Source organism: Candidatus Pelagibacter sp. HIMB1517, from assembly GCF_052047895.1.
In the GTDB taxonomy this organism is placed as follows: domain Bacteria; phylum Pseudomonadota; class Alphaproteobacteria; order Pelagibacterales; family Pelagibacteraceae; genus HIMB114.
The window spans coordinates 1-16,026 of the sequence record NZ_JBNAIW010000003.1 but is presented as its reverse complement, the minus strand read 5'-3'; the positions used below and the strand labels follow the sequence as shown (position 1 = coordinate 16,026).

15 protein-coding genes are annotated in these 16,026 nt (G+C 32.0%); 4 read left to right on the top strand and 11 right to left on the bottom strand.

What is annotated here, in order from left to right; genetic code table 11:
• Position 1: 1 nt before the first annotated feature.
• From ACTTAT_RS02200 to ACTTAT_RS02180, 5 genes are all read right to left on the bottom strand, one after another.
• Entirely contained in the window at positions 2–781 is a 780-nt protein-coding gene (locus ACTTAT_RS02200; protein WP_440679432.1) for an enoyl-CoA hydratase/isomerase family protein, read from the bottom strand.
• A complete protein-coding gene (locus ACTTAT_RS02195) occupies positions 782–2,065 on the bottom strand; it encodes a TRAP transporter large permease (RefSeq protein ID WP_440679431.1) in 1,284 nt (427 codons plus the stop codon). It abuts the gene before it with no gap.
• Positions 2,066–2,086: 21 nt separating this feature from the next.
• A complete protein-coding gene (locus ACTTAT_RS02190) occupies positions 2,087–2,587 on the bottom strand; it encodes a TRAP transporter small permease (RefSeq protein WP_440679430.1) in 501 nt (166 codons plus the stop codon).
• 46 nt (positions 2,588–2,633) lie between these two features.
• On the bottom strand, positions 2,634–3,623 hold the full coding sequence (locus ACTTAT_RS02185) for a TRAP transporter substrate-binding protein (protein WP_440679429.1): 990 nt from the start codon (positions 3,621–3,623) through the stop codon (positions 2,634–2,636).
• Positions 3,624–3,693: 70 nt separating this feature from the next.
• Positions 3,694–4,869: a pyridoxal-phosphate-dependent aminotransferase family protein gene (locus tag ACTTAT_RS02180; RefSeq protein WP_440679428.1), complete on the bottom strand. Its 1,176-nt coding sequence runs from the start codon at positions 4,867–4,869 to the stop codon at positions 3,694–3,696.
• On the opposite strand from ACTTAT_RS02180, the gene ACTTAT_RS02175 reads away from it, so the two are divergent.
• The 3 genes from ACTTAT_RS02175 to ACTTAT_RS02165 are packed head-to-tail and all read left to right on the top strand — an operon-like array spanning position 4,870 to position 9,718.
• Positions 4,870–7,809 carry an FAD-binding and (Fe-S)-binding domain-containing protein gene (locus ACTTAT_RS02175; RefSeq protein WP_440679427.1) on the top strand — a complete coding sequence of 980 codons (2,940 nt, stop codon included), beginning with the start codon at positions 4,870–4,872 and terminating at the stop codon, positions 7,807–7,809. It abuts the gene before it with no gap.
• Between the two features lie 4 nt (positions 7,810–7,813).
• Positions 7,814–8,737: a nucleoside recognition domain-containing protein gene (locus tag ACTTAT_RS02170; RefSeq protein WP_440679426.1), complete on the top strand. Its 924-nt coding sequence runs from the start codon at positions 7,814–7,816 to the stop codon at positions 8,735–8,737.
• Between the two features lie 6 nt (positions 8,738–8,743).
• Positions 8,744–9,718, top strand: coding sequence for a quinone oxidoreductase family protein (locus tag ACTTAT_RS02165; RefSeq protein WP_440679425.1), 975 nt, complete (start codon positions 8,744–8,746; stop codon positions 9,716–9,718).
• Positions 9,719–9,721: 3 nt separating this feature from the next.
• Here the strand turns inward: ACTTAT_RS02165 and ACTTAT_RS02160 are convergent, their stop codons facing one another.
• The 6 genes from ACTTAT_RS02160 to dctP are packed head-to-tail and all read right to left on the bottom strand — an operon-like array spanning position 9,722 to position 15,736.
• Positions 9,722–10,561, bottom strand: coding sequence for a sulfite exporter TauE/SafE family protein (locus ACTTAT_RS02160; RefSeq protein WP_440679424.1), 840 nt, complete (start codon positions 10,559–10,561; stop codon positions 9,722–9,724).
• Positions 10,562–11,554: a tRNA dihydrouridine(20/20a) synthase DusA gene (gene dusA / locus ACTTAT_RS02155; RefSeq protein ID WP_440679423.1), complete on the bottom strand. Its 993-nt coding sequence runs from the start codon at positions 11,552–11,554 to the stop codon at positions 10,562–10,564.
• The gene (locus tag ACTTAT_RS02150; protein ID WP_440679422.1) at positions 11,547–12,848 is read right to left on the bottom strand and encodes a malonyl-CoA decarboxylase domain-containing protein; all 1,302 of its coding nucleotides are present in this window, start codon (positions 12,846–12,848) and stop codon (positions 11,547–11,549) included. The genes dusA and ACTTAT_RS02150 overlap by 8 nt, the downstream gene beginning before the upstream one ends.
• Positions 12,835–14,166 (bottom strand): TRAP transporter large permease, encoded by a 1,332-nt coding sequence (locus tag ACTTAT_RS02145; RefSeq protein ID WP_440679461.1) that lies wholly within the window; start codon positions 14,164–14,166, stop codon positions 12,835–12,837. The genes ACTTAT_RS02150 and ACTTAT_RS02145 overlap by 14 nt, the downstream gene beginning before the upstream one ends.
• Before the next feature lie 17 nt (positions 14,167–14,183).
• Positions 14,184–14,678, bottom strand: coding sequence for a TRAP transporter small permease subunit (locus ACTTAT_RS02140; protein WP_440679421.1), 495 nt, complete (start codon positions 14,676–14,678; stop codon positions 14,184–14,186).
• A 44-nt stretch (positions 14,679–14,722) separates the two neighbouring features.
• On the bottom strand, positions 14,723–15,736 hold the full coding sequence (dctP, locus tag ACTTAT_RS02135) for a TRAP transporter substrate-binding protein DctP (protein ID WP_440679420.1): 1,014 nt from the start codon (positions 15,734–15,736) through the stop codon (positions 14,723–14,725).
• A gap of 63 nt (positions 15,737–15,799) precedes the next feature.
• Here dctP and ACTTAT_RS02130 point away from each other — a divergent pair.
• Positions 15,800–16,026 (top strand): CoA transferase (locus tag ACTTAT_RS02130; RefSeq protein ID WP_440679419.1); only part of this gene is annotated, 227 nt, incomplete at its 3' end.

Genomic DNA, 16,026 nt, shown 5'->3' with positions numbered 1-16,026 from the left:
TTTATTTATTTTTAAATTTTGGTTTTGTTTTTGTTAAAAAAGATTTGTAACCTATTTGAAAATCTTTTGTATCATAGCATTTGTAACCAAGATTATTTAACTTACTCGTGACTTTTCCAGTTTTTAGAATCTCTTTTGCAAATTGTTTGTGCCACCTTGCTACTTTTGGTGCACCCTCACAAATTAGTTCAGCGGTTTTATACGCTTCTTTTTCAACATCTTCATCTGGAACAACTTTATTTACTAAATTTTTTTCATAAGCTTCTTTGGCGCTCAATATCCTTCCTTCAAGTAAAATTTCCATAGCTGTTGAATAATTAGTTATACCAAGTAAAGCTTGCAATTCTTTTGCTGCCATAGTTAAGCCTAGTCTTTTAATTGGAACTCCAAACCTTGAAGATGTTCCACAAACTCTCAGATCACAACATGCTGCAATTTCCATGCCACCACCAACACAAATACCCTCGATTAAAGCAACAGTTGGTATAGGACAATCCTGAATAGCTCTTAAAGTGCCGTGTAAAAAAACTCCATATGCTTTAGCTAATTTACTGTTAGATCTTTCTTTTTCAAACTCTCCAATATCATTTCCAGGTGAAAAGGATTTTCCACCTTCTCCTCTAATCACAATACATCTTAAATCTTTAATCTTACTTAATTTTTTAAAGACTTTTCCCAGCTCTTTCCACATGGGTTTGGTTAATGCATTTAATTTTTCAGGACGGTTTAGAGATACTTCTAAAATATGTTTATTTATCTTTTTTTTCTTAATTAAAGTCATTTATGATCTGTAAAAATACTCAACTAAAGTCATTGGTACTGCTGGGATATAAGTAACAACCATTAACAAAAATAATAAAACACCTATGAACATGATGTTTGCTCTTGTCACCTCCCAAATATCAGCTTTTGCAACTGAACATGCTGTAACTAATACGCTGGCTACTGGTGGGGTTTGTTGACCGATAGCTAAGTTTAAAGTTACGATAATTCCAAAGTGTACTGGATCAATTCCAACAGCATTTACTAGTGGCATCACTATTGGGACAGTTAAAATAATTGCAGCAGCAGAGTGTAAAAATAATCCAATTACTAATAAAAATACGTTTAATATCATTAAAACAAAATATTTATTATTTGTTATTCCAATAATAGATTCTGCAACTTTTTGTGGAATCTGCTCAATCGTTAAAAATTCACCAAGAAGAACAGATGCTCCAACTAATAACATTACTATTGCCGTTTGAGTTGCTCCTTCTGATGCAGCTTTATAAAAACTTTTCCAGTTTAATTCTCTATGAATAAAACCTATAACTAAAGCCGCCAAAACTGCTAACCCAGCACCTTCTGTTGCGGTAACTACACCGCCAAAAATTCCACCTAAAATTATTAATGGCAATGTAAATGCTAATCCAGCTTCTTTTGCGGTTTTTTTAAGATTTTGAATATCGAAAGCCTCTTCTACGGGTAAATCTTTTTTACGAGCATAGATATATGCTGCTAGCATCATTAAAAATCCACCTAAAATTCCTGGAATAATTCCAGCAACAAATAACTGAACAACAGAACTTTGAGCCATTACCGCATATAAAATCATTGGAATTGATGGGGGAATAATTATTGCAAGTGAAGCTGAAGATGATGTCACCGCTGCAGAAAAAGCACCAGGGTAACCTTTCTTTTTCATTGCAGGAATTAAAATAGAACCAAGAGCCGCAACATCTGCCACAGCCGAACCTGAAATTTCAGCAAAAAACATTGAAACAGCTATATTAATCATACTTAATCCACCTTTGATAAAACCAACTAAGGCAGATGCGAATGCAATTAATCTTCTTGATATACCTGCGGTATTCATAATTGATCCCGCTAAAATAAATAAAGGAATTGCAATTAAAGGAAATTTCATCGTTCCGTCATAAAGAACAATTGCGGTATCTATTAAAAATGATGGACCTTGGTTAACTACCATTGCAATAACTGTTGTAATTGCAATACCAACAGCAATTGGCACATTAATACTTAATAAAAATAACAGTATGGAGAACATAATAAGCAACATCATAATTTTATTTCTTTGCCTCCATTACTCTTCTCCTCCTACGATTTTACCTTCCATCATTTGTTGATAGCTATCTTTAAAATTTAATGTCTCAGATAAAATAAATAATATTGATGCGACTGGAATAACCGATTGAGCTAGTGGTTGCGGAAACCAATCTAGTGTTGTTAATGTTTCACCTTGTACGATGAACATCACTTTAAAACCATAATAGGTTAATAAAACAAAAAAACTGTAAACGAATAATTTTGATAAAAAGAATAAAGGTTTTCTAATGTGTAATGGGAAAGATTTTAAAATACTTGGTACGCTAATGTGGCCACCTTTTAATGCCGCATAAGCAGAGCCATAATAAGTTAACCATGCTAATTGCATAGATGCTACTTCGTCATACCAAGTCAAAGCGTGACCTGCCCATCTAAAACTAACACCCAAAATAACAACAGCAGCCATGGCAACCATCATTACAAATAAAACAAATTCTAGAGCTTTATCGTATTTTTTTTTAAATTCTTGAATGTTCATTAAAAAAAACCGGCCCTAAGAAAAGGGCCGGCTCCTTTAAAATTACTTATTTAGCTAGACCAGAAACTTTTTTAATTAACGCGTTTCCTGTTCCAACTTCGTCACCAAACTGTTTGTAAACAGCAGCACTTCCTTTTACAAAAGCATCTCTATTTGCAGTGTTAACCTTAACACCAGCATCTTTAATTACTTTTAATAAAGAAACTTCAAGTTCCGCTGCTCTTTTATATACAAACTTTTGAGTGTCTTGAGCTGCTTGTTCAACAATTTTTCTCACATCAGCTGGAACTTTGTTCCACTGATCTTTGTGAACCACAACATAAGCAGGCGTATAAACGTGGCCTGTAATAGATAAGTATTTTTGCACTTCTTGGAATTTCGCACTAGCAATCTGCGCATATGGATTTTCTTGACCGTCCATAGTTCCAGTTTTTAATGCAGTAAATACTTCAGAAAAAGCCATTGGAGTTGGGTTTGCACCGTAAGTTTTAAACATTTTCACTCTCCATTTAGACTTAGGTGTTCTTAATTTAATACCATTTAAGTCTGATGGAGTATTTATTGGTCTTTTGTTATTAGTGATATGTCTAAAACCGTTTTCCCATACAGCTAAAACTTTGTATCCAGTTTTTGCTTCTAAATTTTTGAAGATCCCTGGTAACACTTGTTTTTCAACTTTAGCCATATGGTTTCTGTCTTTGATCATGTAAGGCATATCAAATACACCAAACTCATCATGTACAGATGACATAACTGATGAAGGTAATGAGAAGTTAACAGTACCTGCTTTAACTTTTTGAAGTAACTGTTTATCTTTTCCTAATTGAGAAGATCCAAAAGTTACTACTTTACCCTTTTTTCCTAATCTTTTATTTGCAAGATTTTTAAAATGTTCAGCTGACTCATGAAACAAAGATCCTGGTTTACCAACGTGACCAAACTTTAGCTCGACACCACCGTGTCCACCTGCGTGTACCACTGAAGATAAAAAAAGAACTGAAACAATTGTCGCGAACAATGTTTTAATGTTTTTCATTATTCCCCCTATTAAATTATTTTCTTAATTTTAGTAAATATTATAGGGGATTACTAGTGATATATTTTGATTATTTGGATAAATAATCCAGAGCAGCTAATATTCCACCCTTTTTGAATGGGACTCCTGCTTTTGCTAAACCCATCTCAACTCCTGCTAAAGTTCCTGACAACATCAAGTCATTAAAGTCACCTAAATGACCTATTCTAAATACTTTACCTTTGATTTTATTTAATCCCATACCAAGAGACATGTTGTAATTATCTAAAATAACTTTTCGCAGTGCGTCAGCATCATGACCTTCTGGCATCATAACTGCTGTTAAAGAATTTGAATACTCTTCGGGATTTTTACAAAGAATTTCTAATCCCCAAGCTTTTACTGCAAGCCTTGTTGCTTCTGCATGTCTTTTGTGTCTTGCAAAAACATTTTCTAAACCTTCTTCAAGAAGCATGTTGATTGCTTCATCTAATCCGTAAAACATATTTGTTACAGGAGTGTAAGGAAAAAAACCATTTTTATTATTATCCAACATTGGTTTCCAGTCCCAGTAAGATTTTGGTAATTTAGAATTCTTATAAGCTTCCAATGCTTTTGAACTTATTGCATTAAAAGATAAACCAGGTGGTAACAATAAACCTTTTTGTGATCCTCCAACAGTAACATCTACTTTCCATTCTTCATGTTTATAATCAATAGAAGCGAGAGAAGAAATAGTATCAACCATAAGTAATGCAGGATGATTTGCATTATCCATTGCTTTTCTAATTTCGCCAATTCTACTTGCAACACCAGTTGAAGTTTCATTGTGAACTACAAAAACAGCTTTAATTTCTTTATTGGTGTCTTCTTTTAATTTTTTTTCAACGATCTCTGGGTCGGCTCCAGTTCTCCAATCACCTTCAACAAAATCACCTTTTATTTTTAATTTCTCAGCAATATCCCACCACTTGGTTGAAAACTCTCCAGTCTCAAACATCAATACTTTATCACCTTCATTTAAAGTATTAACAATCGCAGCCTCCCAAGCTCCTGTTCCTGACCCTGGATAAATAATTACTGGTTCAGATGTTTTGAAAATTAATTTAATTTTATCTAAAACTCTTTTGGCAATTTCAGCAAATTCAGGTCCTCTATGATCAATTGTTGGGTAATCCATAGCCCTTAAAACTCTATCAGGTACATTCGTTGGTCCTGGAATCTGTAAAAAATGTTTACCCGGTTGAAAAGAATTTGATTTAGGCATATGGCCTTATATGTTAAGGGAACTTATTTAGCAATTATGAAATTTAATGATCAACAAGCAGAAAAAATAGGAAAAGAAGTCCAAGGACTTGTTAAAGGCAAAGTACTCTTTGATCCGTTTTCAAGAGGTCGATACAGCACTGACTCTTCTTTATATCAGATTAAACCTATCGGTGCAGTTTTAGCTAAAGATCATAATGATGTTTTAAGGCTAATGGAATATTCTCAGAAAAATTCAATTCCTTTACTAGCAAGAGGAGGTGGAAGCTCACAATGCGGGCAAACTGTAAGTGAAGCTATTGTATTAGACTACTCAAAACATCAAAACCAAGTTTTAGAACTTAACGTAGAAGAAAAATATGTTTGGGTTCAGCCTGGAATTGTTCTCGATACTTTAAATTCTTATTTAAAACAATTTGGTCTTTGGTTTCCAGTAGATGTATCTACAAGCAGTAGAGCAACTATTGGAGGAATGACGGGCAACAACAGCTGTGGCTCAAGATCTTTATATTATGGGAATATGGTTAATAATGTTCTTGCTGTTGAAGCCATATTAGATGATGGAACTATTCATACTTTTGAGGACATTAATAAAAACTACCTTGAAGCAAAAAATGATCAAAATAGACAATATGAAATTATTAAAAAATTTTTAGATCTTAGAGAAAATGTTAAAGATGATATTTCTCAATTTTGGCCCCAAACACAACGAAGAGTTGGCGGATATAATATAGATTTAATCAATCCGGATGGCTTTAATACTTCTAATATCTTAGTCGGTTCAGAGGGAACATTATCATTATTTAATAAAATTAAACTTAAACTTTCACCAATTCCAAAACAAAAAGTTTTAGGTGTTTGCTATTTTGAAAGTTTTGCACAAGCTATGGAATTAACAAAAGAAATGGTAACATTAAAACCTACCACTGTAGAACTTTTGGATCATAATTTAATTGATCTTGCGAAACAAATTCCAATTTATGCAGAAAGTATAAAAAAATATATTTTAGGTAATCCAGAAGCAGTTCTTATGGTAGAATTCATTGATGATGATTTAGATCTTGCAAGGTCTAAATTAAAAGATTTAGAAAGTTTAGTCAGAGCGCAAAATTCAAATAACAATTACAAAAGTTATGAAGATTTATCAGACCAAAAAGAAATTTTTGAAATTAGAAAAGCAGGCTTAAATATTTTAATGTCTTTAAAAGGAGACAAAAAGCCAGTCGCTTTCATTGAAGACTGTGCAGTAACTTTAGATCATTTAGCTGATTACACATCAAGATTAAAAGATGTTTTTGCAAAATATAACACGAGCGGAATGTTTTATGCTCATGCTTCAGTTGGCACTTTGCATGTAAGGCCTGTACTTAACATGAAATCAGATCAAGATATTAAAAATATGAAAGCAATTGCTGATGAAGCATTTGATATGGTTAAAGAATACAGAGGATCACACTCTGGAGAGCATGGTGATGGAATTGTTAGGTCTGAGTTTCATGAAAAAATGTTTGGTAAAAAAATATTAAATGCTTTTGAAGAAATCAAAGATACCTTTGATAAAAAAAACTTATTAAATCCTCACAAAATTGTAAGAGCATATAAATCAGATGATAGATCTTTGATGAGATATAAATCTGATTACAAAGCAGAAAATATTTCAACTCATTATGATTGGTCTGATTGGGGTCAATTTTCTGATGCGGTAGAAATGTGTAACAATAACGGGGCGTGTAGAAAATTAGACTCAGGAGTAATGTGCCCTTCTTACAGAGTCACCAAAGAAGAAAAAGATTTAGTGAGAGGAAGAGCGAATACATTAAGGTTAGCATTATCTAATCAATTACCAGAGGGATCATTTGTTTCAAAAGGAATGTATGAAACAATGGAACTATGTGTAAGTTGTAAAGCTTGTCAGAGAGAGTGCCCGATGTCTGTAGATATGGCTAAAATGAAGAGTGAATTTTTATCACACTATTACAAAAAATTTTCAATGAGTATTAAAGATAAAGTAATTTCAAATATGCCAAAACTAATTTGGTTATTAAAAATTTCAAATCCAATTGTTAATTTTTTAAACAAAGTTCCTGTTATCAATAACATCATTGAATGGTTTGGCTTTTCATCAAAAAGATCTCTACCGATTGTTGAAAATCAAAGCCCTCTTAGAGAAATTTATAATTCTCAGCCAAATTTAGAGAAAAAAGTAATTTTGTTTGCTGATACTTTTAATATTAATTTTGAAATAAAAAATCTAATGTATGCAATTCGAGTTATAAATAAATTTGGTTATCAAGCTATCATACCGAGTTTTCAAAATGATAATTTGAATAGACCTCTTTGTTGCGGAAGAACATATATTTCTATGGGTCAACTAGATAAAGCTAGAAATGAATTAGAAAGGTTTACGAGTTATATAAATGAAAATGGATATAATGAGCTTCCAGTCATTGGTATTGAGCCGTCGTGTTTATTAACATTTAATGATGAGTTTAAATCTTTTTCAAAATTAAATGGTCGAGATAAAATCAAAAATAGTTTTTTATTGTTAGAAGAATTTGTTTTAAATGAAATGAATAATGGTAATCAAATCAAACCCAAAGATTTTGATAAAAAAGTCCTCATCCACGGACATTGTCATCAAAAATCACAAAATAGAACCAAAGGTCTTACCGGTTTGCTTAATGAATTAAACATTAAAAACTCAATGATTGATAGCAGTTGTTGTGGAATGGCTGGATCCTTTGGATATAGCTCAAAGCATTATGATGTTTCAAAAAAGATGGCGCATCTCACTTTGATACCTGCAATTAATAATTCAACAGAAGATGATTATGTTGTTGCTAATGGCACAAGTTGTAGACATCAAATATCAGATTTTTCTAATAAAAAACCAAAACATATTTCTGAACTATTATTTAATTTATTTGAAACAATAAATTAAAATCATGAAAAAAACTGTTTTCAAAATAGCGAATGACGTAAAAGAAATCTGTATTCCTTTATATAAAATTTTAATTCCATTTGTTTTTATTATTAAAGTTTTAGAAATTTCGGGAGTCATAGAGTTTTTAGCAAAATTAATTCAACCATTAATGTCTTTGGTTGGTTTGACTCCAGAACTTGGTTTGGTTTTGGTAACTGCCATTTTAGTAAATATGTATGCTGCAATTGTGTTATTTATAAATCTTATACCAATCTTAGATGTAAATGTTGCGCAAGTAACAATATTAACGACAATGATATTAGTATGTCATAATATTCCAATAGAAAGTGCGGTTTGTAAGGCTGCAGGAATAAGCTTTACTTACACAGCATTACTTAGGTTTTTTTCAGCTTTTTTATTGGGTTTTATCCTAAAATTAATTTATTTTAATTTTGAGTTATTGATGGAGCCTTTTGATACACTCGTAAAATTGGATCCATTACCAACAGAATTTTGGCCCTGGTTATACTATCAGTTTATAAACCTTGTTTATGTTTTTTTCATTGTTTGCATCATGGTAATTATTTTAGAAATCCTAAAAAAAATCGGTATTGAGAGACTATTTGAAATTATTTTTGTACCTCCTTTAAAATTATTCGGCATACAAAAGGAAGCAATGAATATTATTATAGTTGGTATGACTATCGGAATTCAATATGGAGGCGGTATTTTAATTAAAGATGTTAAGTCCGGGAAAATAGATAAGCAAAGTGTTTTTCTAGCAGTATCGCTACTAAATCTTCTTCATGCTATTATTGAAGATACTATCTTGATGGCGCTTATTGGTGGTCATATCTCAGGAATATTAATTGCTAGAGTAATTTTTAGTTTAGTCTTAAGTTATTTCATATTTATGATTTACAAAAGATACTTTAAAGCGGTATAAGCTGTTATGGTTAAAGTTGTAGAAATTACAGAATTTGGTGACCCTTCAGTTTTAAAAATTAATCAAAAAGATTTACAAAAATTACAACCAAATGAAGTTTTGGTAGAAAATAAGTCTATTGGCTTAAACTTTATTGACACTTATCATAGGACTGGCCTTTACCCGATTCCTCTTCCATCTGGTATAGGCCTTGAAGCTGCTGGGGTTGTTAAAGAAGTGGGGCCTGATGTAAAATTATTTAAAGCTGGTGATCATGTCTCACATGCATCTATGCCTATAGGGGCTTACTCAGAATTGCAAATTATGCCAGAAGCAAAATTAGTTAAAGTCCCAAAGTCAATTAACTTTGAAGAAGCAAGCGCTATTACTTTAAAAGGTATGACTTGTGAATATTTATTGCATAGAGCTTATAAAGCAAAAAAAGGAGAGGTACTTCTTTTTCACGCCGCCGCAGGTGGTGTGGGACAACTTTTTTGTCAGTGGGCAAAAGCCTTGGGATGTACAGTGATAGGTACAGTTGGATCAGATGAAAAAATTCAAATAGCAAAAAAAAATGGCTGCGATCATGTAATTAATTATTCTGCTCAAGATTTTGCTGCCGAAGTCCTTAAAATTACGAATGGTAAGGGTGCCGATGTAATTTATGATGGAGTTGGGGAAAAAACCTTTGAGAAATCCCTTGAAGCAATAAAATTAAGAGGCATGTTTATATCATTTGGAAATGCCTCTGGTCCCGTTAAAACAATAGATTTAAAAAAGCATTTAGCACCTAAAGCAATATTTTTTACAAGACCTTCAGTAATGCCATACACAGCTACTAGAGAAGAATTAGAATTGTCTGCAGGAAGAGTTTTTGAAGCAATGGAAAGTAAAAAAATTAAAATCGATATATTTAAAAAATATTCTTTGGACGAAGCTAGAAAATCACATGAAGATTTGGAATCTAGAAAACTTCTAGGGCCCGCTGTGCTAATACCTTAAAACTTAGTTTAGGTCTAAGTACTCAATAAATGATCTAATTGCTATTATAAGTAAAAAACAACCAAATATTCGGCTTAATAACTTTTTTTCAATTCTATGTACTAACCTTGCGCCAACTGGTGCCATTAACATTGTGACTGGTACAAAAACTAAAAACCCTGGAATATTCACATAACCAATACTTAGCGGTGATTTTACTTCATCAAAGATACTTCCGCTAAATGACATACTGAAAGCACCAACAACTGAAATTATAAATCCAATCGCAGCTGACGTACCAATGGCATTTCTAATGGAATAGCCAAATAATCTCATAAATGGGACAGAAATTGATCCTCCGCCAATTCCAAGAGGAACAGAAATAAACCCTATGCATGTTCCAATAAAGCTTTTAATTTTAAAAGGAATATCTCTTGGGGTTTCGCCTAATTTTTCTCTAAAAAATATAAAAAATAAACCCACGCAAAAAGCAAAAATTGAAAATATTAAAACTAATCTTGGTGTTTCTAAATTTGAAGCAAATACCGTTCCCAGTATAACGCCGCCTGCCACAAATAATCCAAATGATTTAATTAATTTAAAATCAACCGCATCAAACTTCATGTGTGTTTTGGTTGACATGATTGAAGTAGGAATAATAATTGCCAATGAGGTTCCAAGTGACAAGTGCATAATTGTTAAAGGATCAAAATGGAGGGTTTCAAATGCATAGTATAACGCTGGAACCATAATTATACCTCCGCCAACACCTAGCAATCCTGCCATAAAACCAGAAATAGTTGCAGCAATAGCTAAAACAGTGACTAAAGTAATTAATTCATTTAAAGAAATACCATCAAACATTTAAATAGCTATTTCAACTTTCTCATTATTTTGAACTACTTCTAAAATATGTTTCACTTTTTGAAAATCAGAGTCTCTTGCCATCATATTATCTGATAGATACCTCTTCCATTTACCTGCACCTCTTTGTCCATGATACAAGCCAACCGTATGTCTCATAATTTGATTAACTCTTGTTCCTTTATTAACTTCTGTATCTACATATTCGACTAATTTTTCTACGATTTGTTCTCTTGTTAGAATGTCATCATTTTTAAAAACATCTTTTTCAATATCAGCTAAAAAGTAAGGTGATTGATAAATAGCTCTCCCAATCATAACCCCATCTACCAATTTTAAATGAGATTTAATTTGATCAGTATCTGTAACTGCCCCATTGATAATGATTTCAATTTCTGGGTTTGATTTTTTTATTTCATATACCATTTTATAATTTAGTTTTGGTATTCTTAAATTCTCCTTTGGACTTAAACCTTTTAAAATTGCTTTTCTTGCATGAAGAATAATTGTTTTTACTCCTGTATTTTTAATTTTTTCTACAAATGAATTTAAATAATCGAAATCTTCAACATCGTCATAACCAATTCTTGTCTTTGCTGTAACTGGTAGTTTCGTAGATTGAACCATTGCGGAAAGGCAATCAGCAACTAGATCTGGTTCCTTAATTAAACATGCACCAAATTTATTTTTTTGAACCTTTTTACTTGGGCAACCCAGATTCAAATTGATCTCGTCATACCCAAAATCTTCAACAATTTTGCAACACTCCACTAATTCTTTTTTATTACTTCCACCAAGTTGTAATGCTACTGGCTTTTCAAATTCGCTAAATTCTAATATTTTTTTTTTATCTCCATTGAGAATTGCTCCGGTTGCAATCATTTCTGAATATAAAAAAATGTTTTTACTAATTAACCTTAAGAAATATCGATCATGACGATCTGTACAATCCATCATTGGAGCCATGGAAATTTTACGATTTAATTTAGACATATTTTTTTATTTTATCAGAATATGAAATAATACCTTTGGTAATAAAATCCTCATGAATTTTCTCTAACTTTTCTAACTGATATCCATAGTTTACCATAATGCCAAAAGACTCTTTGTATCCATAGTCGCTAATATTTCCATTAATTATAATGTTATAAATACTAGCGCCATTTCCAAGGTGAAATCTTGATACTGGATTTAGAGGTTTGTTATTAATTTTTTCATTAATTAAATAATGAGCTACTAATTTTTTAATAGCTGTTTTCTCTTCTATAATTTTAGGCTCTCCTATTTTTAAATCAGATGATCTTAAAAAATTTAATTTTGTGATGTCATAATCTTTTAATATATCTTTTAATTTTTCATCGTTTAACGATAAAAACCAATCACAAAAACCAGGTAAAGGAGAGAGAGTTCCAAAATTTTTTATTTTAGGGTTTTCCTCCTGAATTTCAAAAACAACTCTTTTTATTAAAAAATTTCCTAATGTCACTCTCATTAAACCTTCTTGGCAATTGCTGATTGAATAAAAAGTGGCAGTATCATAATTTGAATTATTATCTGTTTTTGGTTTAACAATTTCTTGTATAGAATTGCCAATGCCTTTTGTAAAAGCAACCTCAACAAATATTAAAGGTTCATCTTTTAAAACTGGATGAAAGTATGCAAAAAATCTTCTATCTTCTTGCTGCAATCTACGTTTTAAATCATTCATGTCTTTAATTTGATGAACTTTTTCATACTTTATTATTTTTTCTAATATTGCTGCTTTTGACTCCCAGGTTATTTTTTCTAGCCTTAGAAAACCAGGATTAAACCAGGATTTAAATAAGTGCCTTATATCTTCATCTAAAGTTTTAAGCTCAGGATTAATAGGTAAAAATTTTATCAAATCTTCTCTCATTGAAACGAGGAAGGGAGTTCCATTTGGAGCCATATTTAATCTTCGAATGAGCTCTTGTCTATTTCCTTCAACAGCAGTTCCTAATTCATTTAATGACTTTTCATTTTTTTCTTTAAGATATTCTGCAATTTTAATTTCAACTTTTTCTTTATTTGGTGAGAATTTTTTATTTAATTCTTTAAAAAAATTTAATTTTTGATCTGTGTTAAAAACACTATAAATCTCAGTGATCTCTCTAGCAATTGCAATACCTGAGGCAATTCCTTTAAAAGATGTTAAATCATCACATAATTGAAGTGCAGTTGGTAAATCTTTTTTAACAGTTTTTTTTCCTATTAAATTCTGACCTGCATCTGCTATTGAAGAAAAAAGTTTCTTAAAATCCAGCATCTTTACCCATTAACTTGTCTGGTAACCATGTAACAAGCTCAGGGAAAATACATAAAATCACTATGCAAATCATCATCATTACCATGAAAGGAATTGATCCTCTTAAAATTTGGTTTAAGCTAACATCAGGAGTTATACCTTTGATGATATACAAATTAAGACCTACGGGTGGTGTTATTAAGCCAATCTCCATGTTAATTGTAAATACAATCGCAAACCAATAAGGATCAAAACCAAATTCAGTAATAATTGGAAGTAAGATTGCAGACGTCATAACAATAACTGCAACTGGCGGTAAAAAGAAACCTGCGATTAATAAAAAGATATTAATATAAAAAAACAATAACCATTTGTTTAAACCCATCTCAACAATAGTTTGAGCAATAGATTGTGTTACGTATAGAGACGATAAACTAAATGCAAATATATATGAGCCAGCAATAATGAACATTATCATTACGCTCTCTTTCATTGAAACTTTTACAATATCCCATATTTTTTTAGGCTGATAAATTTTATAAACTACAGCAATCATCACAAAAACAAGAAATGCTCCAACGCCCGATGCCTCTGACGGAGTAGCAATACCCCCATAAAGAACGTAAAGGACACCTGCAACAATTGCTAAAAAAGGTAGTACTCTTGGAAGAACTTCAATTTTTTCTTTTAATGTTGGAGGAACTCTATTTCTTGCTCTTTCAGCATAAGATTTATCAATAAAGTATGAGTAAATATAAGCCCAAAGCATAAATAATCCCGCAAGCAATAAACCTGGGATCACACCACATAAAAACAATCTTCCTATAGATGTTCCTGTTGCTAAACCATAAACAATAAGAACGATACTAGGTGGGATTAAAACACCAAGAGTTCCACCAGCAGCAATACATCCAGTTGCAAGTTCTGCCGAGTATCCTCTTTTTCTCATCTCAGGAATTCCCATAGTTCCAATCGCAGCACATGTTGCTGGGCTTGATCCGCTAAGAGCTGCAAATATTGAACAAGCTCCAATATTAGAAACCACTAAACCACCAGGTAGTCTCCAAAGCCATCTATCTAAACCAGTATATAAATCTTTACCTGCAGGTGAATTTGCTACAGCCATTCCCATCAAGATAAACATTGGAATAGACAGTAAAACAAAAGAATTTAAGCCTGCATAAAAGGTTTCTGCATATACATTAAGAATTTGAAAACCTTCTGCTAAAAATAAAAAGACTAAAGATGTAAAACATAGACCAAATGCAATAGGTATTCCTGAAAACAACATGGCAACCGTAAAAAGGCCCACGATCAGACCAAGTAAAAGCGGATCCATGTTTGTAATAAATTCCATTAAAATTCCTTTAACTTTCTAAAAAGTTTTATCAGTTCAGCAATGTAAGACATTGTCATTAAGATTGCTCCAATTAACATAGATGAATATGGTATCCATAGTGGAGGGCTCCAAATTGTACCTGTGTTATGATTATTTATAAATGCATCTGCAGTGATTTCAAAACTGACATAAAATAAAATTAAGAAAAAAATTAAACACAAACTATCTGTGAAAATTTTTAATCTTGTTACATTTTTTTCTGACATGAATGTATATAAGTATTCCATATTAACATGCCCTTTTTCACTTAAAACCCATGCGCTTCCAATAAAAGTAGATGCAACAAGCAACATCGTGACTAATTCGGTTTGCCATGTGATTGCGTTTCTAAAAAGATAACGCTCAAAAACTAATTCTGTAATTAAAACTATAGACAATAACAAACAACCTGCAGCAAATATCCCACAGATTTTTGCAACTTGCTCCGTAAATTTTATAAATTTATCTGTCATAAAAAAATACCCCTGCAATGAGCAGGGGTATTAATTTTAAGCTTTTATTTTACTGCTAAAGCTTGGTCAATTAATTTTTGACCACCTGGAACTTTATCTGCAAAGTTCTTGTATGATGTTTTTTTAGCGATAGCTAACCAAGCATCAAAATCAGCTTTAGTCATGTAAGAAAGTTTAACACCAGCTTTTTTATAAGCCTTTTCCATAGTAGTGTCTAAACCAGCAGCTTCTTTAGTCATATACTTCTCCGCAACTTTTCCAGCTTTCATTAAAGCTTTTTGTTGTTTAGAAGTTAAAGAGTCAAAAGACTTTTTTGACATAAGAATTGGCTCATACATAAACCATAGACCATATTTACCTGGAGGTGTCGCACACTTAACTTGTTCGTAAATTCTGTAAGATACAAAACTTCCTGAACTTGTATTTGCACCATCAAGTACTCCAGTTTGAAGACCATTATAGATCTCAGAAGATGGCATTCCTTGAATACCAGCGCCTGCACCTTCAAGCATTTGGTTAAATGCCTTTCCTGCAGCTCTGAAAACCTGACCTTTAACTGACTCTGGATTCGTAATACAATTTTTCTTTGATACAAAACCACCTGCTAACCAAGCATCAGATAATACTACAACACCTGCATCATTGATGATTTTTTTAATTGTTTTCATCATTGGTGAGTTGTTTACTCTTAATGCATGCTTATGGTTTTTAACCATTCCAGGCATTAATGTAATATCAAACTCTGGATGGAATTTTGCTGCATAAGCTAATGGGAATGCTGAAATATCCAACTGACCAGTTGTCATTGGCTTCCATTGCTCTTTTGGTTTATAAAGTGATTTAGCTGGGTAAATTCTAATATCTACTCCAACGTTTGCTTTTTTCATTTCATCAGCAATGATTTGAACCATTTCGTGACGAACATCAAATTTACCGTCTTTTCTTTTTGTACCTGGCCATTGGTGACTTGCTTTTAATGTTTTAGCAAAAGACTCACCTACTCCAGCAAATAAGAAAACAGCAGCAAATAAATAGATAAATGATTTTTTAAATTTCATTTATGTCTCCCCTGTTTGTTAAATTATTGGCTATTGAACTATATTTTGATATCAAGATCAACAATGAATAAAGGGCCGTTATCAGGGTTATTAGTACTAGATTTAACAAGAGTCTTGGTTGGACCCTATTGTACCATGATACTTTCAGATCTTGGAGCTAGAGTGATCAAAGTTGAAGCTCCAGGTGTAGGAGATGACTCTAGAGGCTTTGGACCTTTTATTGAAGATCAATCAGCATACTTTATGTCTCTCAATCGTAATAAGGAAAGTATTGCTCTCAATTTAAAAGT